Below are 19,188 nucleotides of genomic sequence, written 5' to 3'. Positions count from 1 at the left end.
GGAGGCCGCGGTGCTGACGGCGGATCCAGCCTACGGCGAGTTCGTGGCGGCCCGAGGGCCGCGGCTGCGCCGTGCCGCCTACCTGCTCTGCGGTGACGTCGACCTCGCCGAGGACCTGCTGCAGGAGGCCCTCATCGCCCTCGCGGAGAAGTGGGAGAGCGTGGACAACCCGGACGGCTTCGTGCGCCGCGTCATCTACCGCAAGCGGGTCTCGTGGTGGCGTCGGACCCGTCGGGAGGTGGCGGTGGAGCGCCTGCCGGAGCGCGGTATACCTGATGGCGCCGAGGCCCGGGCGCGCGACGACGAGGTGCACGCGGCGCTGCGGACCCTGCCGCCCCGCCAGCGGGCGGCGCTCGTGCTGCGCTATTTCGAGGACCTCACCGAGGCGCAGACGGCGCAGGTCATGGGGGTGCGACCAGGCACGGTGAAGAGCCTGTCGCACCACGCCATCGCCCGGCTGCGCGAGGAGCTGGGCGCGCAGGGGCTCGGGGCGATGCAGGAGAAGGAGAGTCTGGGATGACCGACGAGGTGGACGTCCGGGGCCTGCTCGAGGGTGCGTCGAGGATCGACGGCGACGAGCGGGTCGTCCCGGACGCGCCCTGGGGCGCAGGCCGACGGCGCCGCACCCGCAAGCGCGTGGGCGGCGGGGTCGCGAGCGCGCTGGCGACCGTGGCTGCCGGTGCCCTGGTGTGGCAGACGGGCGTCCTCGGCGGCGGTGACGGGCTCGACGGGGTGGCGGCGGAGTTCCCTCCCGGCGGCACCACCTTCGTCTTCGCCGACGCCGCGACGCCGTCCGCGCAGACCCCCGACCCCGCCGCCCTGTCCGCGGTGACCCCCGTGGACGCCGGCGAGCTGACCGGCACCCGGTGGACCCTGCAGGAGGACCTGTGGCGCGGCGGGGACAGCGCCGAGGTCGTCGGGGCGGACGCCGCGACCGAGCTCGCCTTCCCGGCGGTCGGCGGTGGCTGGGGCGTCTCGGTGGACGGCTGCGGCCAGGCCATGGCCACGGGTGCCCTGCGGCTCGAGCCGGACGGCGCCTTCGCGCCGCCGGAGCTCATGACCACCGACCTCGGCTGCCCGGCGCAGGTGCAGGCGGCGGAGGACTTCTGGATGGAGGCGCTCGCCGGCGGTGGTTCGCTGCACCGGCTCGGCGGTGAGCAGGCGGGCCTGCTGCTGCTCACGGTGGTCGCGCCCACGACCGACGAGCCGGTGGCCGCCACGACGCCCGAGCCGACCGGCCCCGACCCCGTGCGTACGGACTCCACCAGCCCTGACCCCGACCCGACCGGTGCGGAGCCCGACCCCACCGGCGCAGCGCAGGAGCCGGACCCGCCCGGGCCCACCTCGGTGGAGCCGACGGAGGACCCCGAGGACCCAGCGGACCCCGTCCAGGAGCCGGAGCCGTCGGCGCAGGAACCGTCGCCGCAGGAGACCGAGCCCGTCGCCCCCGTCCCCGCGCCGCAGCCTCCCGTCGTCGACCCGGGCACCGGGGTCGACCCGGGCGGCGGGGCAGGGCCCGAGCTCCCGTGGACCGACCCCGTCCTGCGGACCGAGGGCGGGGGAGGCGTGGCCGCCGGCGGCGCGCTCTACGCCCCGTCGGTGCGGGCCGGTCGCCACGACGGCTTCGACCGCGTCGTCGTGGACCTCACCGGGGCGGGCCCGACGACCGGTCCGGGCTGGGTGGCGTCCTACGAGGCCTCGCCGACCCGCGGCGGGTCAGGTCTGCCGGCGGGGGTGGCGGGGGACAGCGTGCTGCAGCTCGTGCTCGCGGGCATGGCCTACCCGGCTGAGGGAGACCCGGTCTACGACGGCGGTGACTACGGTCTCGACACCCACTCCCTGGGTGCCGTGGTCGAGGTCATCCGCACCACACCCTTCGAGGGGCAGCTCCAGGTGTTCGTCGGCATGCACGGTGAGCCCCGGCCCTACCGGGTCTTCACCCTCGGCGACCCGTTGCGCCTCGTCGTCGATGTCGACACCGGGGCGGCGGCGACTCCCTGACTGCTCCGAGCCTCGTCGGTGGGCGGGTGTGCCGAGGTCCGGGGGCGGTTCAGGAGTCCGGCGCGTCGGGGGTCTGCTCGCCGGCGGCCTCGTCCCGGTGCGCCCACTCCAGCAGCGGCGCGAGGTCGAAGACCGCGTCGTCGATGCCGGCGTGCAGGTCGCCGAGCTCGGCATACCGCTCCGGCATCGTGCGGACCGTGAAGTCGCCCGGCTCGCAGTCGGCGACCTCGTCCCACCGCAGCGGCGCCGAGACCCGTGCGTCGGCTGTCGCCCGCACGGAGTAGGCCGCCGCGATGGTGTGGTCTCGGGCGTTCTGGTTGAAGTCGACGAAGACCTGACGTGGGTCCCGGTCCTTGCGCCACCAGGTCGTCGTCGCGTCGTCGGTGCGCCGCTCCACCTCGCGGGCGAAGGCGAGCGCCGCCCGGCGGACGTCGGCGAAGCCGTGCTCGGGCGGGATCCGCACATACACGTGCAGCCCCTTGGAGCCGGTCGTCTTGGGCCATCCGGTCGCGCCCAGCTCGTCCAGCACCTCGTGGGCGACGCCCGCGACGCGGCGCACGGTCGCGAAGTCGCACTCGTCGCCGGGGTCGAGGTCGATCCGCCACTCGTCCGGCTGCTCGACGTGCCCGCGGCGGCTGTTCCAGGGGTGGAACTCCACGCAGCTCATCTGCACCGACCAGACGACCTGCGCCAGCTCGGTGACGCACAGCTCGTCCGCGGTGCGGTTCCAGCGCGGGAAGGTGACGTGCACGGTCTCCATCCACTTCGGGGCGCCGCGCGGCAGCCGCTTCTGGTGCACCCGCTCGCCGCCGATGCCGTCCGGGAAGCGGTGCATCATGCACGGCCGCTCCCGCAGCGCGGTGACGATGCCGTCGCCGACCGCGAGGTAGTAGTGCGCCAGGTCGAGCTTGGTCAACCCGAGGTCGGGGAAGTAGACCCGGTCGGGGTTGGAGATCCGGACGGTGCGACCGCCCACCTCGACCTCGGTCGCGGGGCTGGTCGCCTTGGGCATGGGCTCAGGCTACGGGCTCGGGGTATGCCGTGCCCGCACCTCCGGCGGTGTCGTGCCCCTGGTCCCTGCGCTCGGCAGGATCGTCCGCCCGCTCCGGCAGCGAAGCGCGCACGAAAAGCGCGAGGATGAGCACGCCGACGGTGATGGCGGTCGCGACCACGAGGCCGGCGCCGATGCCGCCGGATAGCGCCTCGACCTCGCCCAGGCCGCCGACGCCGAGCTGGTGTGCACGGGTCTCCATGACGGTCACCACGAGCGCCGTCCCGGCGGCCGCGGCGACCTGCTGCCCGGTGCCGAGCATCGCGCTGCCGTGGCTGTAGAGCCGGTTCGGCAGCGCCCCGAGGCCGGCGGTGAAGCAGGGCGTGAAGATGAAGGCGAGGGACAGGCTGACCAGCACGTGCAGGCCCACCAGGCCCCACCAGGGCACCTGCGTGGCGAGCAGCGCCATCCCCGTCATGCCCGTCGCCAGCCCGATGCCACCGGGGACCACGAGCGGCCGGGGGCCGAACCGGTCGTAGAGCCGGCCGACGGTAGGGCCCAGCAGCCCCATCGCGAGACCGCCCGGCATGAGCATGAGGCCGGAGGCGAGGGTGCTGAAGCCGCGCACCTCCTGGAGCAGGATCGGCAGGAGCAGCATCGCCCCGATGAGCGCCATGAAGGCGAGGCACATGAGGGCGAGCGGCACGGCATACCGGGTCACCCGGAGCGCGCGCAGGTCGAGGAAGACCAGGGCCTCGTCGCGGCGGGCGAGCCGCAGCTGCCGCCAGGCGAAGACGGCGAGCGCGATGACGCCGACGGTCAGCGAGGTGCCGGGCCCCGCCGGACCGGGAGCGCCCTCGCCGAGCGCGCTGAGGCCGTAGACGAGTCCCCCGAAGCCGATCGCGGTGAGCAGTGCGCTCGGCACATCCAGGCGCGCCTCCCGCCCCGGCTCGCTGCCGCGCAGGAGCCGTCCGCCGCCGACGAGCATCGCCGCCGCGATCGGCAGCACGAGGAGGAAGAGCCAGCGCCAACCGGCGAGCTGCAGGATCAGCCCAGAGACGGGCGGACCCATCGCCGGGGCCACCGAGATGGCCAGGGTCAGGTTGCCCATGACGCTGCCGCGGCGCTCCGGCGGCACCATCGTCATGATCGTCGTCATGAGCAGCGGCATCATCACCGCGGTGCCGCTGGCCTGGATGACCCGGCCCACGAGCAGGACCGAGAAGGTGGGCGCGAAGGCCGCGGTCGCCGTGCCGACGATGAAGACGCTCATCGCGAGCAGGAAGGCCGAGCGGATCGACAGCCGCTTCAGCAGCCACCCGGTCATGGGGATGACCACGGCCATCGTCAGCATGAAGCCGGTGGTGAGCCACTGGCCCGCCCCGGCGTCGACGCCGAAGGCCGCCATGAGCGGCGGCAGCGCGTTGAGCATCAGCGTCTCGTTGAGGATCACCACGAAGGCGGCCGCCGTGAGCACCCGCAGCACGAGGCGCACCCGCGCGTCCTCCGGCGACGGCGCCTGGGTGGTGGCCTGGACGGACGCGGACAACGAGGTCTCCTCGCGGATCATGGGGGTGGGACAGCCGTGGCCGGGTCAACTCATCGGCGGACCGGGGCATTCCATCCTAGCCGGGCACGGCCCACGTCGTCCCCAGGTTCTCGCCCGGCGACGGGGTCAGGGGGCCGGCCGACCTAGACTCGGCAGGACGACGACGGTGAAGGGAGGTGCGCATGCCCCGCATCAAGGACGAGGACGTCAAGGCGGTCAAGGAGCGCGCCTCCATCGAGGAGGTCGTGCGCGAGCACGTGACCCTCCGGACCGCGGGCGTCGGTGCGATGAAGGGGCTGTGCCCGTTCCACGACGAGAAGACCCCGTCGTTCCAGATCCGCACCGCGGTCGGCAGCTACCACTGCTTCGGTTGTGGCGTGGGTGGCGACGTCATCTCCTTCCTCATGGAGATCGACCACCTGACCTTCGCCGAGGCGGTGGAGCGGCTCGCGGACAAGCTCGGCATCACGCTGCGCTACGAGGAGATCGGCACCGGCGGGCGCGGGCGGGGCGAGCAGGCGCCGGTCGGGCAGCGGACCCGGCTCATGGAGGCGCATCGGGTGGCCGAGGAGTTCTACCACGAGGCGCTGCTGCGCTCCGGCGAGGGACGCAAGGGTCGGGACTTCCTGCGCGACAAGGGTTTCACCGGTGAGCACGCCACCCGCTTCATGGTCGGGTATGCCCCCCGCGAGAGCACCGCGCTGGTGTCCCACCTGCGCAGCCGCGGCTTCACCGAGGAGGAGCTGGTCCTCGGGGGACTGGCGAACCGTCGTGGGCGCGGGCTCTCCGACCGGTTCCAGGGCCGGGTGCTCTGGCCGATCCGCGCCATCACCGGCGACACCGTCGGCTTCGGCGCCCGCCGGCTCTACGACGACGACTGGAGCCCGGCGAAGTACCTCAACACCTCCGAGACACCGATCTACAAGAAGACCGGCGTGCTCTACGGCCTCGACCTGGCCAAGAAGCCGATCGCGACCGAGCGGACCGCGGTGGTGGTGGAGGGGTATACCGACGTCATGGCCGCGCACCTGTCCGGTGTGGAGACCGCGGTGGCGACCTGCGGCACTGCCTTCGGCGGTGACCACATCTCCATCCTGCGGCGCATCCTGCGCGACGAGGCCGGGCGGGCGCCGGCCAAGGTGATCTTCACCTTCGACGGCGACGCCGCCGGGCAGAAGGCGGCGATGAAGGCCTTCGAGCAGGACCAGCGCTGGGCGGCCCAGTCCTACGTCGCGGTGGCGGCGGACGGGCAGGACCCCAACGACCTCTGGATCGCGACGAAGGATGCCGAGGGGCAGGAGCAGGGCCGGGCGGTGCGGGACCTGGTGGAGAGCGCCACCCCGCTCTTCGAGTTCGCGGTCCGCACCACCCTCGCGCCCTACGACCTGTCCGAGGCGGCCCAGCGGGTCCAGGCCATGCGTGCCGTCGCCCCGATCCTGGCGCAGATCCGCGACCGCACGCTCCGGCCCGAGGTCGTGCGCGACGTCTCCGGCTGGATGGGGGTCGACCCTGACGTCCTCGCGACCGAGGTGCACCGCGCCCAGAGCCGGCCGGTGCAGGCCGCGCCGCGCACCCCCGCCCCCGACGAGGCCACCCGGGAGGGACCGGAGCAGCCCTCGCTCCCGCAGCCCGACCTGCGCGACCCGGTTCAGGTGGCCGAGCGGCAGCTGGTGCAGGTGGCGCTGCAGTATCCCCTCGCCATCGTCGCCGAGGACATGGACGAGCTCGAGCCCGAGGCGCTGCGCGCGCCGATGCACCGGGCGGTCTGGCACGCGATGCGCGAGGCCGGGGGAGTGCAGGGCGCAGCTCAGCGCAGCGCGCGGTCCTGGGTCGAGGCGGTGCTCGCCGGCACCCCGCCGCCCGTGCACCCGCTGGTGCACGAGCTGTCGGTCGCCATGCTGCCGGACCGGCTGGACCCGGAGACGGGGATGCCGCGCGAGGCCTTCGTCGACTGGCTGGTACTCCGGGTGCGGCTGGCCGGGGTTGAGCAGGAGGTGGCCGATCTGCTCGGCCAGCAGTCGCGGGCGCCCGACGGCAGCACCGACAAGCGCAGGTTGGACGAGCGGCTCATGGAGCTGCACCGCGAGCGGGCCCGGCTGCGGGCCAGGATGGAGTGAGACGTGCGGTTCTGGCGCACCAGGCGCATCGGTGAGACGCCGCGACCCGAGCGCGCGCCGGGCGACCTTCCCGCGCAGGTCCGGCCCGACCTCGCGCCGCGCGAGCAGGTCCTCGCCAGCGCGCAGGAGGACGCGGGAGGCGCCTGGCTGGTGCTCACGACCTTCCGGCTGCTGGAGGTCGGGGAGGACGGTGGGGTGCTGCTGGAGCGGCCGTGGCACGAGGTCGACACCGGAGCGTGGGACCCGGACCTGTGGGCGCTGAGCGTCGCCTTCGTCAACCGGCTGGACGGGCGTCAGTGGGTGCTGCAGCGGCGCACCGGTCCGGGGGCCGTGCCGCAGGTCTTCCGCGAGCGCACCTCGGCCAGCGTCGTCCTGCTGCGCTCGGTCGACCTGGGCCCCCGGCGCGGCGCCCGGGTGACGATCCGCAAGGTCTTGCCGACCCGAGAGCTGGTGGAGCAGGTGCTCTGGGGCCGAGGTGCGGACCAGGAGGACCCCGAGCTGGCGGCGGCGGTCCGGTCGGCCCGCGTCGAGCTGCGCGACCAGGTGGGCCTGCCGCCGGTGCCCTGAGGATTTCGGCGCCCGGGGTGGCTCTTGCTACAGTTTCGGCTGCACGATCCCCTGTAGCTCAATTGGCAGAGCAGCCGGCTGTTAACCGGCAGGTTACTGGTTCGAGTCCAGTCGGGGGAGCGCATTCAAACCCCCTCTGACCAGCAAAAATAGGTTGGAGGGGGTTTCGCGTGGGGGCTACGTGGGAGATGGCCAGCCCCCACAAGACGACGAGGGCGGTCTTGTCAGGGTCCCGTTGGAGGCTGCCTGCGATGCCCGCGGGCCCGCCGCGGCACGCCGAGGAGCCCCTGGCTGTTGCGGACGGCGCCCTGGCCTCGGGCGGCGACCTCGGCGCCTTCACGCTCAGACCGTGTAGTTGAGCGAGGGGAGGGCGCGGCCACTGCACCTACCTCGACACCCCTGCCCATCGCTTCCGGGACGGGCACGACCTGTCTGGGTTGCCGCTGGAGCGGTGCGCCCTCCTGCCGGCGGTGGTCATCGACGCCGGGCCCGGACCCATAGGGGCTGACTCAGTGGCCGGGTAGGACGTCGAGGACGCGGCGGCGCTGTGCGCACCGGATGGGACCGGTACTGGGCCACGGCGCAGTATGGCGACGTCTGGCACCCCCCACCTGACGGAGGACGGCGCGGCACCTCATCGAGGCGGGAGCCCGACTTGTCGGCATCGACTCGGTCACCATCGACAGCTCACTACTGCAGTTCCCCCAAGCGCGCTTCGGACTTGAGCTCGGCGGCGAGACCGCCACCGGTCGCAGCCTGGGCGAGGGCGCGCCCTAGAGCCGGTGCCTGCTTGAACAGATTGTGACCGGCGACGAAGGAGATGCTGCCTGCCTCCCAGACGGCCACGCCGTCCTCACTCCACGGGAGTTCGGTCACCCAGCAGTGAAGGAAGTCACGCGGCTCCGGGTCGAGGCCGGGCAGTGCTCGCGCTACGTAGTCGTGCGCGCGTTGGTCCAATGACCGAATGGCCGCCGGGTCGATGAACGTGCCGTCGTCGCGGACGCCGACGGTCTGGCTGAGTCCGACCGCATACCGGCTGTTGCCCGGCAGGGGGGCGGCGTAGACGCCGACCTCTCCGAACTCACCACTGCTGTCCTGCAGGCAGGCGACCTGCGCCGGCGGGGCGCTTCTCACGTCGAAGGTCAGCCGCACGTGTGCGGCAAGGCGGACCGGCAACGAGAGGCCGACGCTGCGCGCCAGGCGGGCGGTCTCACGTCCGGCACACACGACCACCTTCGAATGGATGGCAGAGTCGGTGACGCTGCGCACCTCAACCGTCCCATCGGCGCGGTGGTCGATCGAGATCACCTCACCGGTGACGACGGCATCCCCCAGCGCATCCGTGAGTGCCGTGATCGCGGCGCGCGTGCGGATCGCTCCACCTGCCTCGTCGAACATCGCAGGCCCGGAGTACCCCGCGAGCAGCGGCATCCGCTCCGCGAGCTCGTCCGCGTCGATCTCACGTGCCGCCACGCCGACCTTGTCGAGCACTCGCAGCCGTTCGAGCGCGCCGTCGCCGATCGCCACGACGCCGTCTGATGAGACCAGCTCGACGTCGAAGTGCTCGGCCCACTCATCCCATACGGCACGGCTCTCGCGCGCGAAAGTGACGAGTCGCGGGTCGTCGTGGGCATGCCGGAAGATCCGCGACTCGCCTGCGGACTGACCCATCCCGGGCAGACCAGCCTCGTACAACCGCACCGGCACGCCCTGCTCTTGCAGCGCGTACGCCGTCGACAGACCGACGATCCCGCCCCCGATCACTGCTACCTCGGGTGAACGCGTCGTGGCAACGCCGTCGTCAGTTCTTGTCATCGCGGTTCCTCGATCTGCTGGTGATGTGCGATCGGCCGCAAGAGAAGGGGCCGCTGCCACGACGTCAACGGGCTGTGTCAGCCCGAAGTCACCGCGTTCAGCGACCCCTCCTGTCTGGGCCAGTACTCCCGGTCTGTGGTGTCAGGCGGGGAGCTTGGAGCCCAGTACGTCGAGCTTCTCGATCGTGGGTTCGGAGAACAACGTGCCGGTCTGCTCGCCGAGAGCTACCGCAACAGGGCCGGACAGGTGGGCGTCACGTCCGGCGTCATCGGGGAACACGTCGAAGATTCCGAACGAGGTCGGCCCGAGGCGGATCGCGAACCACGCGGTGGTCGCCTGCTCGTCATCGACAAGCGCACGGCCGCTGTCCAGGAACTCCTTCACGTCGTCCTCCTTGCCGGGCAACGCGTCAAACCTGACCAGCAGTCCCTTGGTCACACTCATGACTTCTCCTCTTCCTGTGTCGTGGTGCCCGCGAGTTGCGACACGATCGCCTCGGAGAACGCCGGCAGGTCCTCCGGCGAGCGGCTGGTGATGAGATTCTTGTCGATCACCACGTCCTGGTCGACGACGTCGGCGCCGGCGTTGCGCAGGTCGGTGCGGATGCTCGGGTACGACGTCAGGGTGCGACCCGCGGCCACGCCGGCCTCGATCAACGTCCACGGCCCGTGACAGATCGCCGCCACTGGCTTGCCGCTCTCGACGAAGCCGCGGACGAAGGAAACGGCGCCCTCGTCGACCCGGAGCTGGTCGGGGTTCACCGTGCCGCCGGGAAGCAGCAGGGCGTCGTAGTCGCCCACCGAGGCGTCGGCGACCAGCCCGTCGACGGTGAACGTGCCCGCTTCATCCAGGTCGTTCTTACGGGCCTTGATCTCGCCGTCGTGGATCGAGAGGACCTCGGTCTGAGCGCCCGCGCGGTCCAGTACTTCGCGGGGTTGCTCGAGCTCAACGCGTTCGACGCCGTCGGCGGCGAGGATCGCGACCCTCTTGCCCTGAAGATCTGCTGCCATATCAGTTTGCCTTCTTTCCGTTTGACATGCCGGGCTTGATGACGACCTTGGTCCAACCCTCGGACCTGGAGTCGAAGTTCCTGTAGGCGTCGGCAGCCTGATCCAGCGAGATCTCGTGGGAGACGATCCAGGACGGCTTCGCCTTGTCGGCCGCGATGAGGTCTCGCAGCCGGCGGTTGTACCTCTTGACCGGGCACTGACCGTTGCCCATGGTCTGTCCCTTGAACCAGTGGGTGCCGAAGTCGATGGCCGCCTTGCCCTGCTTGGCCAATCCGCCCTTGGCCCCCGGGTCCTCGGGGACGAACACGCCGACGGTGCCGATCCCGCCGGTGAACCGGACCGAGTTGATGAGCATGTTCAAGGTGGCAGCCGGGTCTTCGTTGCCCTCAGGGTCGTGGGCCTGGTAGCCGACACACTCGCAGCCACGGTCGGCTCCGAGCCCCATGGTCTCGTCCAGCACAGCCTGCACGGGGTCGACCTTGGAGTCGTCGATGGCGATCGCTCCGATCTGCTCGGCCAGCGCGAGCCGGTCGGGGTGGCGATCGACCACCATCACCTTCGCGGCGCCCTTGATCGTCGCGGACAGGGCGGCCATCAGTCCCACGGGGCCGGCCCCGGCGATCACGACGCTGTCGCCCGGGATCACGCCGGCCATCTCGGTGGCGTGGTAGCCGGTGGGGAAGATGTCGGAGAGCATGACGTAGTCGTTCTCCTTGTCCTGCGCGTCTTCACCCAGGCGCAGCGCGTTGTGGTCGCCGAAGGGCACCCGGAGCAGTTCTGCCTGCCCACCGCCGTACGGGCCCATTTCGGCGAAGCCGTAGGCCGCACCGGCGGCCGACGGGTCAGGCTGGGTGGTCAGGCAGTAGTTCGTGAGCCCGCGCTCGCAGTTCTTGCAGAACCCGCACGAGATGTTGAAGGGCAGCACGACCCGGTCGCCCACCTTGACCTTCTCTACTCCGGTGCCGACCTCCACCACCTCCCCCATGTTCTCGTGACCGAACGTCCGGCCCTTCTCGAAGGAGGTCCGCCCCTCGTACATGTGCAGGTCAGAGCCGCAGATGTTGGTCGTTGTGACCTTGACCAGCACATCGGTGGGCCGCTCGATCTCCGCGTCCGGAACGTCCGTGACCGCGACATCTTTGGGTCCCTGATAGACGACAGCCTTCATGGCAAATCTCCTATGGTTGTGTGTGGTGACTTTTCGACATCCCTTGCTTTCGGAACGTACCACGAGGAAGTCATGGGCACGGTAGGCCGAAGCCACGGGGGGTGACTTGGGTCGAGTGCACAACTCCCCACACATGCTCCGCCGGTGGGCACAAGGCTGCCCCCGAGAGTGAGTGAGGACCCATGAGTTTCCATGGACTCGAAGTCGATCCCGGGACGCATCTGTGCTGCATGTACCGAGGCGGCGCTCAGGGGGACGAACTGCGAGGTCCCTACGGTGCAGAGGGGCTCCAGGCGGGGCACACGTGCTGTGTCGCCGTGAGCGACCACAACCCTGATCGGGTCCAGTCCCTGGCGCGTGGGGACTGGCCCAGCCAGCTGATCGTGCGAACGGCGGGGGATCAGGAGTTCACGAAGGACAACTTCGACATCGACGAGATTCTCACCTGCTGGGACACGACTGTCCGTACGGCTCTGGACGATCACGGCGCGCCCTTCGTCCGCCTCAGCGCGGAAGCCACCTGGTGGCTCACACAGCTACCGTCCATCGCGGACCTGGAGGAGCTGGCCGAGTCAGGGTGCCGGTAGGGGCTACGGGCGTCCGGGTATGTGCAGCGCGCGTCCGGTACATTCCGACCGCACGTCTGGTGTGTTCTGTCCGCGCGCCCTGTGCGGCTGGGGCCGTGGGTCAGCCGCCGGCTCTGGCCTGGGCTCCGAGCGCGGCACCGGCCGCGCGCTGGCCGGCCTGCTCCTCGTCCTGGGTCTGGGCGTCGGCGCCGGGGGTGGCGCGGCGCGTGCGCCGCTGGCGGCCCTCGATCCACTCGGCGAGCTTGGTGATCGCGTAGTTGATGAGGATGAAGATGACGGCGGCGACGAGGTAGGCGGCCAGGGTGTTGGCGTTGGCCGAGCCCAGCCGCCGGGTCATGGTCAGCAGCTCGGGGTAGGTGATGATGTAGCCGAGCGCCGTGTCCTTGGTGATGACGACGATCTGGCTGATGAGCGCGGGCAGCATCGAGGTGAGGGCCTGCGGCACGAGGATCGAGCGGCGCACCTGGGCCGAGCTCAGGCCGATGGACAGCCCCGCCTCGCGCTGGCCGCCCGGCAGCGAGCCCACGCCGTTGCGGACGATCTCGCAGATGACCGAGGCGTTGTAGAGCACGAGTCCGACGACGACGGCGATGAAGGTCGCGTTGGCCCCGGTGAGCCCCAGGGAGTCCATGAGGCGGACCATCGTGGAGTTCTTCACCAGCATCTGCCACGTGAAGATCATCATGATGAGCACGGGGACGGCCCGGAAGAACTCGACGAAGACGCCGCTGGCCCACCGCACGGGGGCGAGGTCCGACATGCGCAGCATGGCCAGGGCGATGCCGAACACCATGGACAGCACGACGGCCACCGCGGCCGCCTGCAGGGTGGCCAGCAGCCCGGGGAGGAGGTAGAAGGTCCAGGTGTTGCTCTCCAGGAACGGCGTCCACTTCGCGGCCTCGAACTGGCCCCTGTTGGCCATCCGGATGAGGACGAGCACCAGCAGGCCCAGGAGCACGAGGGTGCCCAGCACGCCGTAGAGGAGGTGGCGGGCCCGTGCCTTGGGCCCGGGGATGTCGAAGAGGACCTGCTGCGCGCTCATCGCTTCACCGCCAGCTTGGCGGAGAGCCAACTCGTGCCGAGCCCGACCGGCAGGGTGAGGATGACGAAGCCGATGGCGACGATGAGAAAGATGAGGATGCCGGCGTCCGGGCGGAACTCCATCATATTGCGCATCTGGTAGGCGATCTCCCGGTTGCCGATGGCCACCGCCACGGTGGTGTTCTTGATGAGGGCGATGAGCACGTTGCCGATGGGGGTGATGCCACCCCGGAACGCCTGGGGCAGGATCACCTCGCGCAGGCTCTGGCCGAAGCCGAGGCCGATGGAGCGAGCGGCCTCGCTCTGGCCCACAGGGATGGTGTTGACCCCAGAGCGGATCGCCTCGCAGATGAACGCCGCGTGGTAGACGGTCAGGCCCAGGACGGCGAGCCAGAAGTTGTTCTCGAGGATGAAGTTGGGGTTGTTCTCCCGGGGCACGAACTCGATCCCCAGCTGCAGCCACATGCCGAGGTTGGCGAAGACGATGATGAGGGTCAGCGGGGTGTTGCGCAGGAGCGTGACGTAGGTGGCGCCGAACCAGTTGAGCACCGACACCGGAGCCAGGCGCAGGATCGCCACGACGGTCCCCAGGACCAACGCCAGCACGAAGGACACGGCCGCGAGCCTGATGTTGAGCCAGAACGCCCCGATGACGTTGAACTGCTCGATGAGCTCCAGCACGGGCTGCTCCCTCCAGGGTGGTGGCTGCGCCGGGGCCGCGTGGGCCCCGGCGCAGCGAGACGGGTCAGTCAGTCAGGCACTCAGGCGCAGTGACCGCCGGCCTCCGGCGGGTTGAGGTCGGCGTTGGGGGTGTAGTCCGCCGCGCCCAGGTTGTCCTCGATGATCTGGTCCATGGTGCCGTCCTCCCACAGCCCGTTGAGGATCTCGTTGATCTCCTCGCACTGGTCGGAGCCCTGCGGCAGGCCGACGCCGTAGTTCTCCTCGGAGAAGGTGTTGCCGACGACCTTGAACTGGCCGGCGTACTCGTCCTGGGCGGCGAAGCCGGCGAGGATCGTGTCGTCGGTCGTGAGGGCGCCGATCTGGCCGGAGGCCATGGCCTCCATGCACTCGGAGTAGCTGCCGTACTCCTGCAGCGCCACGCCGTACTCCTCGTTGACCCGGGCGGCCGAGGTCGACCCGGTCACCGAGCACAGGATGGCGTCGCCCATGGAGTCCGGGCCCTCGATGTCGCTGTCGGTCGGCACCAGCAGGTCCTGGCCGGCGACGAAGTACGGACCGGCGAACTGCACCCGCTCCTTGCGCTCGTCGGTGATCGAGTAGGTGGCGAAGATCATGTCGACCTGGTCGGACTCCAGCAGGTCCTCGCGCTGGGCGGAGATCGCCTCCTTCCACTCGATCTGGTCCTCGGTGTAGCCGAGCTCCTCGGCGACCGCCTTGGCGACGTCGACGTCCATACCGGTCGGGTCGCCGCCCTCGTTGAGGCCGAGGCCCGGCTGGTCGAACTTGATGCCGATGGTGACGGTCTCGCCGTCGGTGCCGCCCTCAGCCGCACTCTCCTCGCTGGACTCGCCGCCGCCGGCGTCGGCCTCGCCCCCGTCGTCACCGCCGCAGGCGGCGAGGGTCAGGGAGGCGGCGGCCGCGAGCGCGGCGATCCGGAAGGTGGTGGAACGCATGGGATCTCCTTGTGTCGTTGCTGGTCAGTGGGTCAGTAGTTTGCCGAGGAAGTCCTTGGCACGGTCGGACTTCGGGTGGGTGAAGAACTCCTCCGGGTGTTCTCCTCGACGATGGCTCCGTCGGACATGAAGACGACGCGGTCGGCGGCCTTGCGGGCGAAGCCCATCTCGTGGGTGACGACGATCATCGTCATCCCGCTCTTGGCCAGGCTGGTCATGACGTCCAGGACCTCGTTGATCATCTCCGGGTCCAGCGCCGAGGTCGGCTCGTCGAAGAGCATCACGGTGGGTTCCATCGCCAGCGATCGGGCGATGGCGACGCGCTGCTGCTGGCCGCCGGAGAGCTGGGCGGGGTACTTGTCCGCCTGGTGGTCCACGCCGACGCGCTCGAGCAGCTCCATGGCGCGGGCCTTGGCCTCGGCGCCCTTCTTCTTGCGCACCTTGATCGGCCCCATCGTGACGTTCTCGAGGATCGTCTTGTGGCTGAAGAGGTTGAAGCTCTGGAAGACCATGCCCACGTCGGCCCGCAGCTTGGCCAGCGCCTTGCCCTCGCTGGGCAGCTCGTCGTCGTGGATGGTGATCGTGCCGGACTCGTAGGACTCCAGCCGGTTGATGGTGCGGCACAGCGTCGACTTGCCCGAGCCCGAGGGCCCGATGACGACGACCACCTCACCTTCGTGCACGGTCAGGTTGATGTCCTGGAGCACGTGCAGGTCGCCGAAGTGTTTGTTGACGTCCTTGAGCACGACCAAGGGTGCGCCCAGGCCGGAGCCGGGCGACTCACGGGAGTCGGTCATGTCGCGCACCCTAGACGGGCCTGCCCCTGAAGATGGGCAACTCGCGGTGGTTGTCACCGCATTGTGACCTTCGGCCGTCCCCGACCTGGACGAGGTTGTGCACCGGAAACCGGGTCGAGCGGGCTGCGTGACGTGCACATCCGTGCCCAGGTCGGCCGCCGGTGGGCCAGGTGGGGCTTGAACCCACGACCGACGGATTATGAGTCCGCTGCTCTGACCGGCTGAGCTACTGGCCCTCGCGGGTCAGTCTAGGTGGGCGGGGGAGCGGGTCGGCACGCGCGGTGGCCCTCACCCGCCGGGCTCACTGCCGCAGGTAGGACTCCAGGTGGTCGCGCTCGGCCTCGAGCGCGTCGAGCCGGGCCTTGACGACGTCGCCGATCGAGACGATCCCCTCGAGCCGGCCGTCCTGGACGACGGGCAGGTGCCGGAAGCGGCCCTGCGTCATCGTGGTGGCCAGGTGGGTGAGGTCGTCGTCCATGGTGCAGGTCTGCACCGAGGTCGTCATGAGCTCGCTGAGCGCGGCCCCGCTCCCGGCGCCGCCGCGCAGGTGGTGGACGACGTCGCGCTCGGAGACGATGCCGACCACGTCCTCGCCGTCCAGCACCACGACGGCACCGATCTTCTGGTCGTCGAGCACCTCGAGCAGCTCGGCGAGCGTGGCCGTGGCGGGCAGGGTGGCGACCGTGCTGCCCTTCTTCTTGATGAGGTCCGCGACGCGCATGGCGTGAAACTAGCAGACGGCTGACGTCGCGTCACCCGTTCTGACGCGGTGCTCCTGTGACGGGTGGGACGACACGAATCTGTCGATGCACTTGCTCCTGCGGTGACGAGAGAGCATGATGGGGCTCAGCACGCGGTCTACGTGCGCATGTTGCTGGTCGCCGCCGGTGGTCGAGGTCGTTGGGGAAGACGTCCCTCACCACACAGGAGGCCAGGATGTCCGCTGTCATGCCACGAGTCATGACTCGCGGGGTGGTGTTTATTCACTCCACCCCGACCGCGTTGTGCCCGCACATCGCCTGGGCGATCGAGGGTGTCCTCGACACCCGGGTCTCGCTGGACTGGGTCACCCAGCCCGCCGAGCCGGGCACCATGCGCACCGAGTTCGCCTGGACCGGCGAGGCCGGCACCGGTGCCACCATCGCCAGCGCCATGCGCGGCTGGGACGGCCTGCGTTACGAGGTCGTCGAGGAAGCCAGCCGCGGGAGCGACGGCGTGCGGTGGACGCACACCCCGGGCCTGGGGCTGCACACCGCCCGGTTGTCCGCCAACGGCGACGTCGTCGTCAACGAGGACCGTCTCCGGACCATCATGGAGTCCGCCGCCGGGTCGGCCGCCACGCTGACCGCGGAGCTGGACCGGGCGCTCGGGGCGGCGTGGGACGCCGAGCTCGAGACCTACCGGCACGCCGGAGAGGGAGCACCCGCCACCTGGCTGCACAAGGTCGGCTGACGACGGACCGGCGCGGCCGCCTGTGAGGCAGCGCCGTCCCCTCAGTCGCGCGGTCCAGGCCGCCCCGCCGCCACCGCCGTGTGGACGTCGAGCATCCGACCTGCGCTCACCGGCCAGCTGAACCGCTCCGCCGCCGCCCGGGCCCGCGCCCGCGCGTGCCGCCGCCGCAGCAGCTCCTCGACGCCGTCCGCGAAGGCCGCGGGCGCCGAGGGCTTCACCACGCCCCCGTCGCCGACGACCTCGTGCAGCGCGCCCTCGTCGCAGCACACGACCGGTATGCCGCAGGCCAGGATCTCCAGCGCCGCGAGCCCGAAGGTCTCCAGCGGCCCCGGCGAGATCGCCAGGTCGGCGCGACCCAGCTCGGCCGCCAGCTCACGGCGGTCGGTGATGTAGGAGTGGAAGGTCACCGGCAGGTTCCGCGCCCGCGCGACGAGCTCGTCCAGCATCGGCCCGGCGCCGAAGACGGTGAGCTCCACCTCGTGCCCGCGGCGCACCAGCTCGCGGACCGTCTCGATGGACAGCGCCGGGTTCTTCTCCCGGGAGAGCCGGCTGCAGTGGGCGAGCCGGATCGGCCCGTCCTGTCCCGGCACTGGCCCGTCGGTGAGCTCGCGCACCGGGGTGAAGACGTCGACGTCGACCCCCAGCGGCACCACCTCCGCGGCCAGCCCGTTGCGGTGGAACTCCTCGGCGGCGAAGCGGCTCGGGCACACGATGGCGTCGTAGTCGTGCGCGCTGAGCCGGTTGATGACGTCGGCCGCCCAGTGCGAGGGCCGCTCGGGCACCGGGGTGCGGCGCACCATGATGCCCGTCATGTTCTCGTGGCTGATCATCACCGAGCCGATGCCCCGGCGCCGGGCCCAGCGGCCCATCCACCGGGTCGTCGACCGGTCGGACACCTCGAGGGCGTCCGGGGCGATCGCGTCCATGAGCCGCGCCAGTCCGACCCGGCTCCACATGAGGGAGTAGCCGGTGCCCGGCACCGGTCGCGCCGGCACGCGGTAGACCAGCCCCTGCTCCTCCTCGGAGATCTCCGGGCCCGGCCCCGGGATGATGAGCGAGGCCCGGTGCCCGGCCTGCTGGTAGAGCTGGCCCCAGTGCCGCAGCGCGGTCTTGATGCCGCCGGAGGTGGGGCTGACGAAGTTGGCGACGCGCAGGATGTGCATGACGCGGGCCGCCTATGCCGCCAGGGCGCTCAGGACGCCGAGGTGAAGGTCAGCGCGACGTTGACACCGCCGAAGCCGAAGGCGTTGTTGAGGGCCGCGACCTGACCCTCCGGCAGCGCCCGCGGCCCGCCGGTGACCACGTCGAGGTCGATCTCCGGGTCCTGCTCGTCGAGGTTGATCGTCGCCGGCACCTGTCGGTGGTGCAGCGACATCACCGTCAGGACCGCCTCCAGCGCTCCGGCCGCGCCGAGCAGGTGGCCGGTCATCGACTTGGTCGCGGTCACCGCGATGTCGGAGGTATGCCCGCCGAAGGCCCGGTGGATCGCCTTGGTCTCGGCGACGTCGCCGACCGGGGTCGAGGTGGCGTGCGCGTTGATGTGGGCGATGTCGTCGGTGGCCAGACCCGCGTCGGCGACGGCCTCCTCCATGGCCCGCGCGGCGCCGGCGCCGTCGGGCTCGCCCGCGGTGATGTGGTAGGCGTCGGAGGACATGCCGACGCCGTCGAGGTAGGCGTAGATCCGCGCCCCACGGGCCCGGGCGTGCTCCTCGGCCTCGAGCACCATGACGCCGGCACCCTCGCCCATGACGAAGCCGTCGCGGCCCACGTCGTAGGGGCGCGAGGCCGCCTGCGGGTCGTCGTTGCGCCCGGAGAGGGCGGTCATCGCGGCGAAGGCGGCGATGCAGACCGGGTGGATCGCCGCCTCGGTGCCCCCGGCGACCATCATGTCGGCGCGGCCGGTGCGGATCATGTTGAGGGCCAGGCCCATCCCCTCGGCGCCCGAGGCGCACGCGCTGACCGGGCAGTGCGCGCCGGCGCGGGCGGACAGGTCGAGCGAGACCGCGGCCGCCGGGCCGTTGGGCATGAGCATGGGGACGGTGAGCGGGAAGACCCGGCGCGGGCCCTTCTCCTTGAGCACGTCCCACTGGCTGAGCAGCGTGTGCACGCCGCCGATGCCGGAGCCGATGGCGACGCCGAGTCGCTCCGGCTCCAGCTCCGGGGCGCCGGCGTCGGCCCACGCCTCCCGCGCCGCGATGAGCGCATACTGCCCAGAGGGGTCGTTGCGCCGCACCTCGACCTTGGCCAGCGTCTCCAGCGGGTCGGTGTGGATGGCCCCGGCGAAAGTCACCGGCAGCTCGTGCTCGGCGACCCAGTCCTGGGTCAGCGTGTCGATGCCCGAGCGCCCGGCGGTGATGGCCTCCCAGGTCTGCGGTGCGGTGCCGCCGACGGGCGTGGTCGCGCCGAGGCCGGTCACGACGACGCGGCGCGAGGTCTGGGTGGTGTCGGTCATGGGCGGC

18 protein-coding genes, 2 tRNA genes and 1 pseudogene are annotated in these 19,188 nt (G+C 71.1%); 7 read left to right on the top strand and 14 right to left on the bottom strand.

Annotated features, from left to right (window positions below; translation table 11 throughout):
- Window positions 1-10: 10 nt before the first annotated feature.
- Together FU792_RS09245 and FU792_RS09240 are read left to right on the top strand one after the other, a co-directional pair.
- Window positions 11-520, top strand: a complete 510-nt coding sequence (locus FU792_RS09245; RefSeq protein ID WP_022925598.1) for a SigE family RNA polymerase sigma factor — start codon at window positions 11-13, stop codon at window positions 518-520.
- A complete protein-coding gene (locus FU792_RS09240) occupies window positions 517-2,001 on the top strand; it encodes an AMIN-like domain-containing (lipo)protein (protein ID WP_022925597.1) in 1,485 nt (494 codons plus the stop codon). The genes FU792_RS09245 and FU792_RS09240 overlap by 4 nt, the downstream gene beginning before the upstream one ends.
- Before the next feature lie 49 nt (window positions 2,002-2,050).
- Here FU792_RS09240 and ligD read toward each other — a convergent pair whose 3' ends face one another.
- Window positions 2,051-3,013, bottom strand: coding sequence for a non-homologous end-joining DNA ligase (gene ligD, locus FU792_RS09235; protein WP_022925596.1), 963 nt, complete (start codon window positions 3,011-3,013; stop codon window positions 2,051-2,053).
- 4 nt (window positions 3,014-3,017) lie between these two features.
- On the bottom strand, window positions 3,018-4,562 hold the full coding sequence (locus FU792_RS09230) for an MDR family MFS transporter (protein WP_022925595.1): 1,545 nt from the start codon (window positions 4,560-4,562) through the stop codon (window positions 3,018-3,020).
- A gap of 161 nt (window positions 4,563-4,723) precedes the next feature.
- Here FU792_RS09230 and dnaG point away from each other — a divergent pair, with 161 nt between their 5' ends.
- The 3 genes from dnaG (at window position 4,724) to FU792_RS09215 (ending at window position 7,345) form a co-directional block, all read left to right on the top strand.
- A complete protein-coding gene (gene dnaG / locus FU792_RS09225; RefSeq protein ID WP_022925594.1) occupies window positions 4,724-6,658 on the top strand; it encodes a DNA primase in 1,935 nt (644 codons plus the stop codon).
- Between the two features lie 3 nt (window positions 6,659-6,661).
- Window positions 6,662-7,225 (top strand): hypothetical protein, encoded by a 564-nt coding sequence (locus FU792_RS09220; RefSeq protein WP_022925593.1) that lies wholly within the window; start codon window positions 6,662-6,664, stop codon window positions 7,223-7,225.
- A gap of 47 nt (window positions 7,226-7,272) precedes the next feature.
- A tRNA-Asn gene (locus tag FU792_RS09215) sits at window positions 7,273-7,345 on the top strand.
- A 570-nt stretch (window positions 7,346-7,915) separates the two neighbouring features.
- Here the strand turns inward: FU792_RS09215 and FU792_RS09210 are convergent.
- The 4 genes from FU792_RS09210 to FU792_RS09195 form a co-directional block, all read right to left on the bottom strand.
- Window positions 7,916-9,040, bottom strand: coding sequence for an NAD(P)/FAD-dependent oxidoreductase (locus FU792_RS09210; protein ID WP_193559848.1), 1,125 nt, complete (start codon window positions 9,038-9,040; stop codon window positions 7,916-7,918).
- A 141-nt stretch (window positions 9,041-9,181) separates the two neighbouring features.
- Entirely contained in the window at window positions 9,182-9,484 is a 303-nt protein-coding gene (locus FU792_RS09205; protein ID WP_022925591.1) for a putative quinol monooxygenase, read from the bottom strand.
- Window positions 9,481-10,050 (bottom strand): type 1 glutamine amidotransferase domain-containing protein, encoded by a 570-nt coding sequence (locus tag FU792_RS09200; RefSeq protein WP_022925590.1) that lies wholly within the window; start codon window positions 10,048-10,050, stop codon window positions 9,481-9,483. Before FU792_RS09200 ends, FU792_RS09205 begins: the two co-directional genes overlap by 4 nt.
- Before the next feature lies 1 nt (window position 10,051).
- Entirely contained in the window at window positions 10,052-11,218 is a 1,167-nt protein-coding gene (locus FU792_RS09195; RefSeq protein ID WP_022925589.1) for a glutathione-independent formaldehyde dehydrogenase, read from the bottom strand.
- Between the two features lie 182 nt (window positions 11,219-11,400).
- On the opposite strand from FU792_RS09195, the gene FU792_RS09190 reads away from it, so the two are divergent.
- On the top strand, window positions 11,401-11,805 hold the full coding sequence (locus FU792_RS09190) for an MEDS domain-containing protein (RefSeq protein WP_033418983.1): 405 nt from the start codon (window positions 11,401-11,403) through the stop codon (window positions 11,803-11,805).
- A gap of 100 nt (window positions 11,806-11,905) precedes the next feature.
- On the opposite strand, the gene FU792_RS09185 is transcribed toward FU792_RS09190, so the two are convergent.
- From FU792_RS09185 to FU792_RS09160, 6 genes and pseudogenes are all read right to left on the bottom strand, one after another.
- On the bottom strand, window positions 11,906-12,847 hold the full coding sequence (locus FU792_RS09185; RefSeq protein WP_022925587.1) for an amino acid ABC transporter permease: 942 nt from the start codon (window positions 12,845-12,847) through the stop codon (window positions 11,906-11,908).
- Complete coding sequence (locus FU792_RS09180) at window positions 12,844-13,527, bottom strand: amino acid ABC transporter permease (protein WP_022925586.1); 684 nt, start codon at window positions 13,525-13,527, stop codon at window positions 12,844-12,846. Before FU792_RS09180 ends, FU792_RS09185 begins: the two co-directional genes overlap by 4 nt.
- Before the next feature lie 80 nt (window positions 13,528-13,607).
- Window positions 13,608-14,480, bottom strand: a complete 873-nt coding sequence (locus tag FU792_RS09175) for a glutamate ABC transporter substrate-binding protein (RefSeq protein WP_022925585.1) — start codon at window positions 14,478-14,480, stop codon at window positions 13,608-13,610.
- 24 nt (window positions 14,481-14,504) lie between these two features.
- Window positions 14,505-15,277: pseudogene (locus FU792_RS09170) on the bottom strand (amino acid ABC transporter ATP-binding protein).
- 162 nt (window positions 15,278-15,439) lie between these two features.
- Window positions 15,440-15,513: transfer RNA gene (locus FU792_RS09165), tRNA-Ile, on the bottom strand.
- A 65-nt stretch (window positions 15,514-15,578) separates the two neighbouring features.
- Window positions 15,579-15,998: a CBS domain-containing protein gene (locus tag FU792_RS09160; protein WP_022925583.1), complete on the bottom strand. Its 420-nt coding sequence runs from the start codon at window positions 15,996-15,998 to the stop codon at window positions 15,579-15,581.
- A 215-nt stretch (window positions 15,999-16,213) separates the two neighbouring features.
- Here FU792_RS09160 and FU792_RS09155 point away from each other — a divergent pair, with 215 nt between their 5' ends.
- On the top strand, window positions 16,214-16,729 hold the full coding sequence (locus FU792_RS09155; protein WP_022925582.1) for a DUF3145 domain-containing protein: 516 nt from the start codon (window positions 16,214-16,216) through the stop codon (window positions 16,727-16,729).
- A gap of 41 nt (window positions 16,730-16,770) precedes the next feature.
- Here the strand turns inward: FU792_RS09155 and FU792_RS09150 are convergent, their stop codons facing one another.
- Together FU792_RS09150 and fabF are read right to left on the bottom strand one after the other, a co-directional pair.
- Window positions 16,771-17,892: a glycosyltransferase gene (locus tag FU792_RS09150; RefSeq protein WP_022925581.1), complete on the bottom strand. Its 1,122-nt coding sequence runs from the start codon at window positions 17,890-17,892 to the stop codon at window positions 16,771-16,773.
- Between the two features lie 29 nt (window positions 17,893-17,921).
- On the bottom strand, window positions 17,922-19,181 hold the full coding sequence (gene fabF, locus FU792_RS09145) for a beta-ketoacyl-ACP synthase II (RefSeq protein WP_022925580.1): 1,260 nt from the start codon (window positions 19,179-19,181) through the stop codon (window positions 17,922-17,924).
- Between the last annotated feature and the right edge of the window lie 7 nt (window positions 19,182-19,188).

Source organism: Serinicoccus marinus DSM 15273 (assembly GCF_008386315.1).
Lineage (GTDB): Bacteria > Actinomycetota > Actinomycetes > Actinomycetales > Dermatophilaceae > Ornithinicoccus > Ornithinicoccus marinus.
Note: the sequence above shows the minus strand (reverse complement) of the source record. Positions and strands in the feature narration are given on the sequence as shown.

Bases quoted from the DNA above. Each gene is read 5' to 3' on its own strand.
- FU792_RS09200 (WP_022925590.1), bottom strand. From the start codon at position 10,050: ATGGCAGCAGATCTTCAGGGCAAGAGGGTCGCGATCCTCGCCGCCGAC.
- FU792_RS09205 (WP_022925591.1), bottom strand. From the start codon at position 9,484: ATGAGTGTGACCAAGGGACTGCTGGTCAGGTTTGACGCGTTGCCCGGC.
- FU792_RS09210 (WP_193559848.1), bottom strand. From the start codon at position 9,040: ATGACAAGAACTGACGACGGCGTTGCCACGACGCGTTCACCCGAGGTA.
- FU792_RS09240 (WP_022925597.1), top strand. From the start codon at position 517: ATGACCGACGAGGTGGACGTCCGGGGCCTGCTCGAGGGTGCGTCGAGG.
- FU792_RS09155 (WP_022925582.1), top strand. From the start codon at position 16,214: ATGTCCGCTGTCATGCCACGAGTCATGACTCGCGGGGTGGTGTTTATT.
- FU792_RS09160 (WP_022925583.1), bottom strand. From the start codon at position 15,998: ATGCGCGTCGCGGACCTCATCAAGAAGAAGGGCAGCACGGTCGCCACC.
- FU792_RS09230 (WP_022925595.1), bottom strand. From the start codon at position 4,562: ATGATCCGCGAGGAGACCTCGTTGTCCGCGTCCGTCCAGGCCACCACC.
- fabF (WP_022925580.1), bottom strand. From the start codon at position 19,181: ATGACCGACACCACCCAGACCTCGCGCCGCGTCGTCGTGACCGGCCTC.
- dnaG (WP_022925594.1), top strand. From the start codon at position 4,724: ATGCCCCGCATCAAGGACGAGGACGTCAAGGCGGTCAAGGAGCGCGCC.
- FU792_RS09175 (WP_022925585.1), bottom strand. From the start codon at position 14,480: ATGCGTTCCACCACCTTCCGGATCGCCGCGCTCGCGGCCGCCGCCTCC.
- FU792_RS09195 (WP_022925589.1), bottom strand. From the start codon at position 11,218: ATGAAGGCTGTCGTCTATCAGGGACCCAAAGATGTCGCGGTCACGGAC.
- FU792_RS09150 (WP_022925581.1), bottom strand. From the start codon at position 17,892: ATGCACATCCTGCGCGTCGCCAACTTCGTCAGCCCCACCTCCGGCGGC.
- ligD (WP_022925596.1), bottom strand. From the start codon at position 3,013: ATGCCCAAGGCGACCAGCCCCGCGACCGAGGTCGAGGTGGGCGGTCGC.
- FU792_RS09185 (WP_022925587.1), bottom strand. From the start codon at position 12,847: ATGAGCGCGCAGCAGGTCCTCTTCGACATCCCCGGGCCCAAGGCACGG.
- FU792_RS09190 (WP_033418983.1), top strand. From the start codon at position 11,401: ATGAGTTTCCATGGACTCGAAGTCGATCCCGGGACGCATCTGTGCTGC.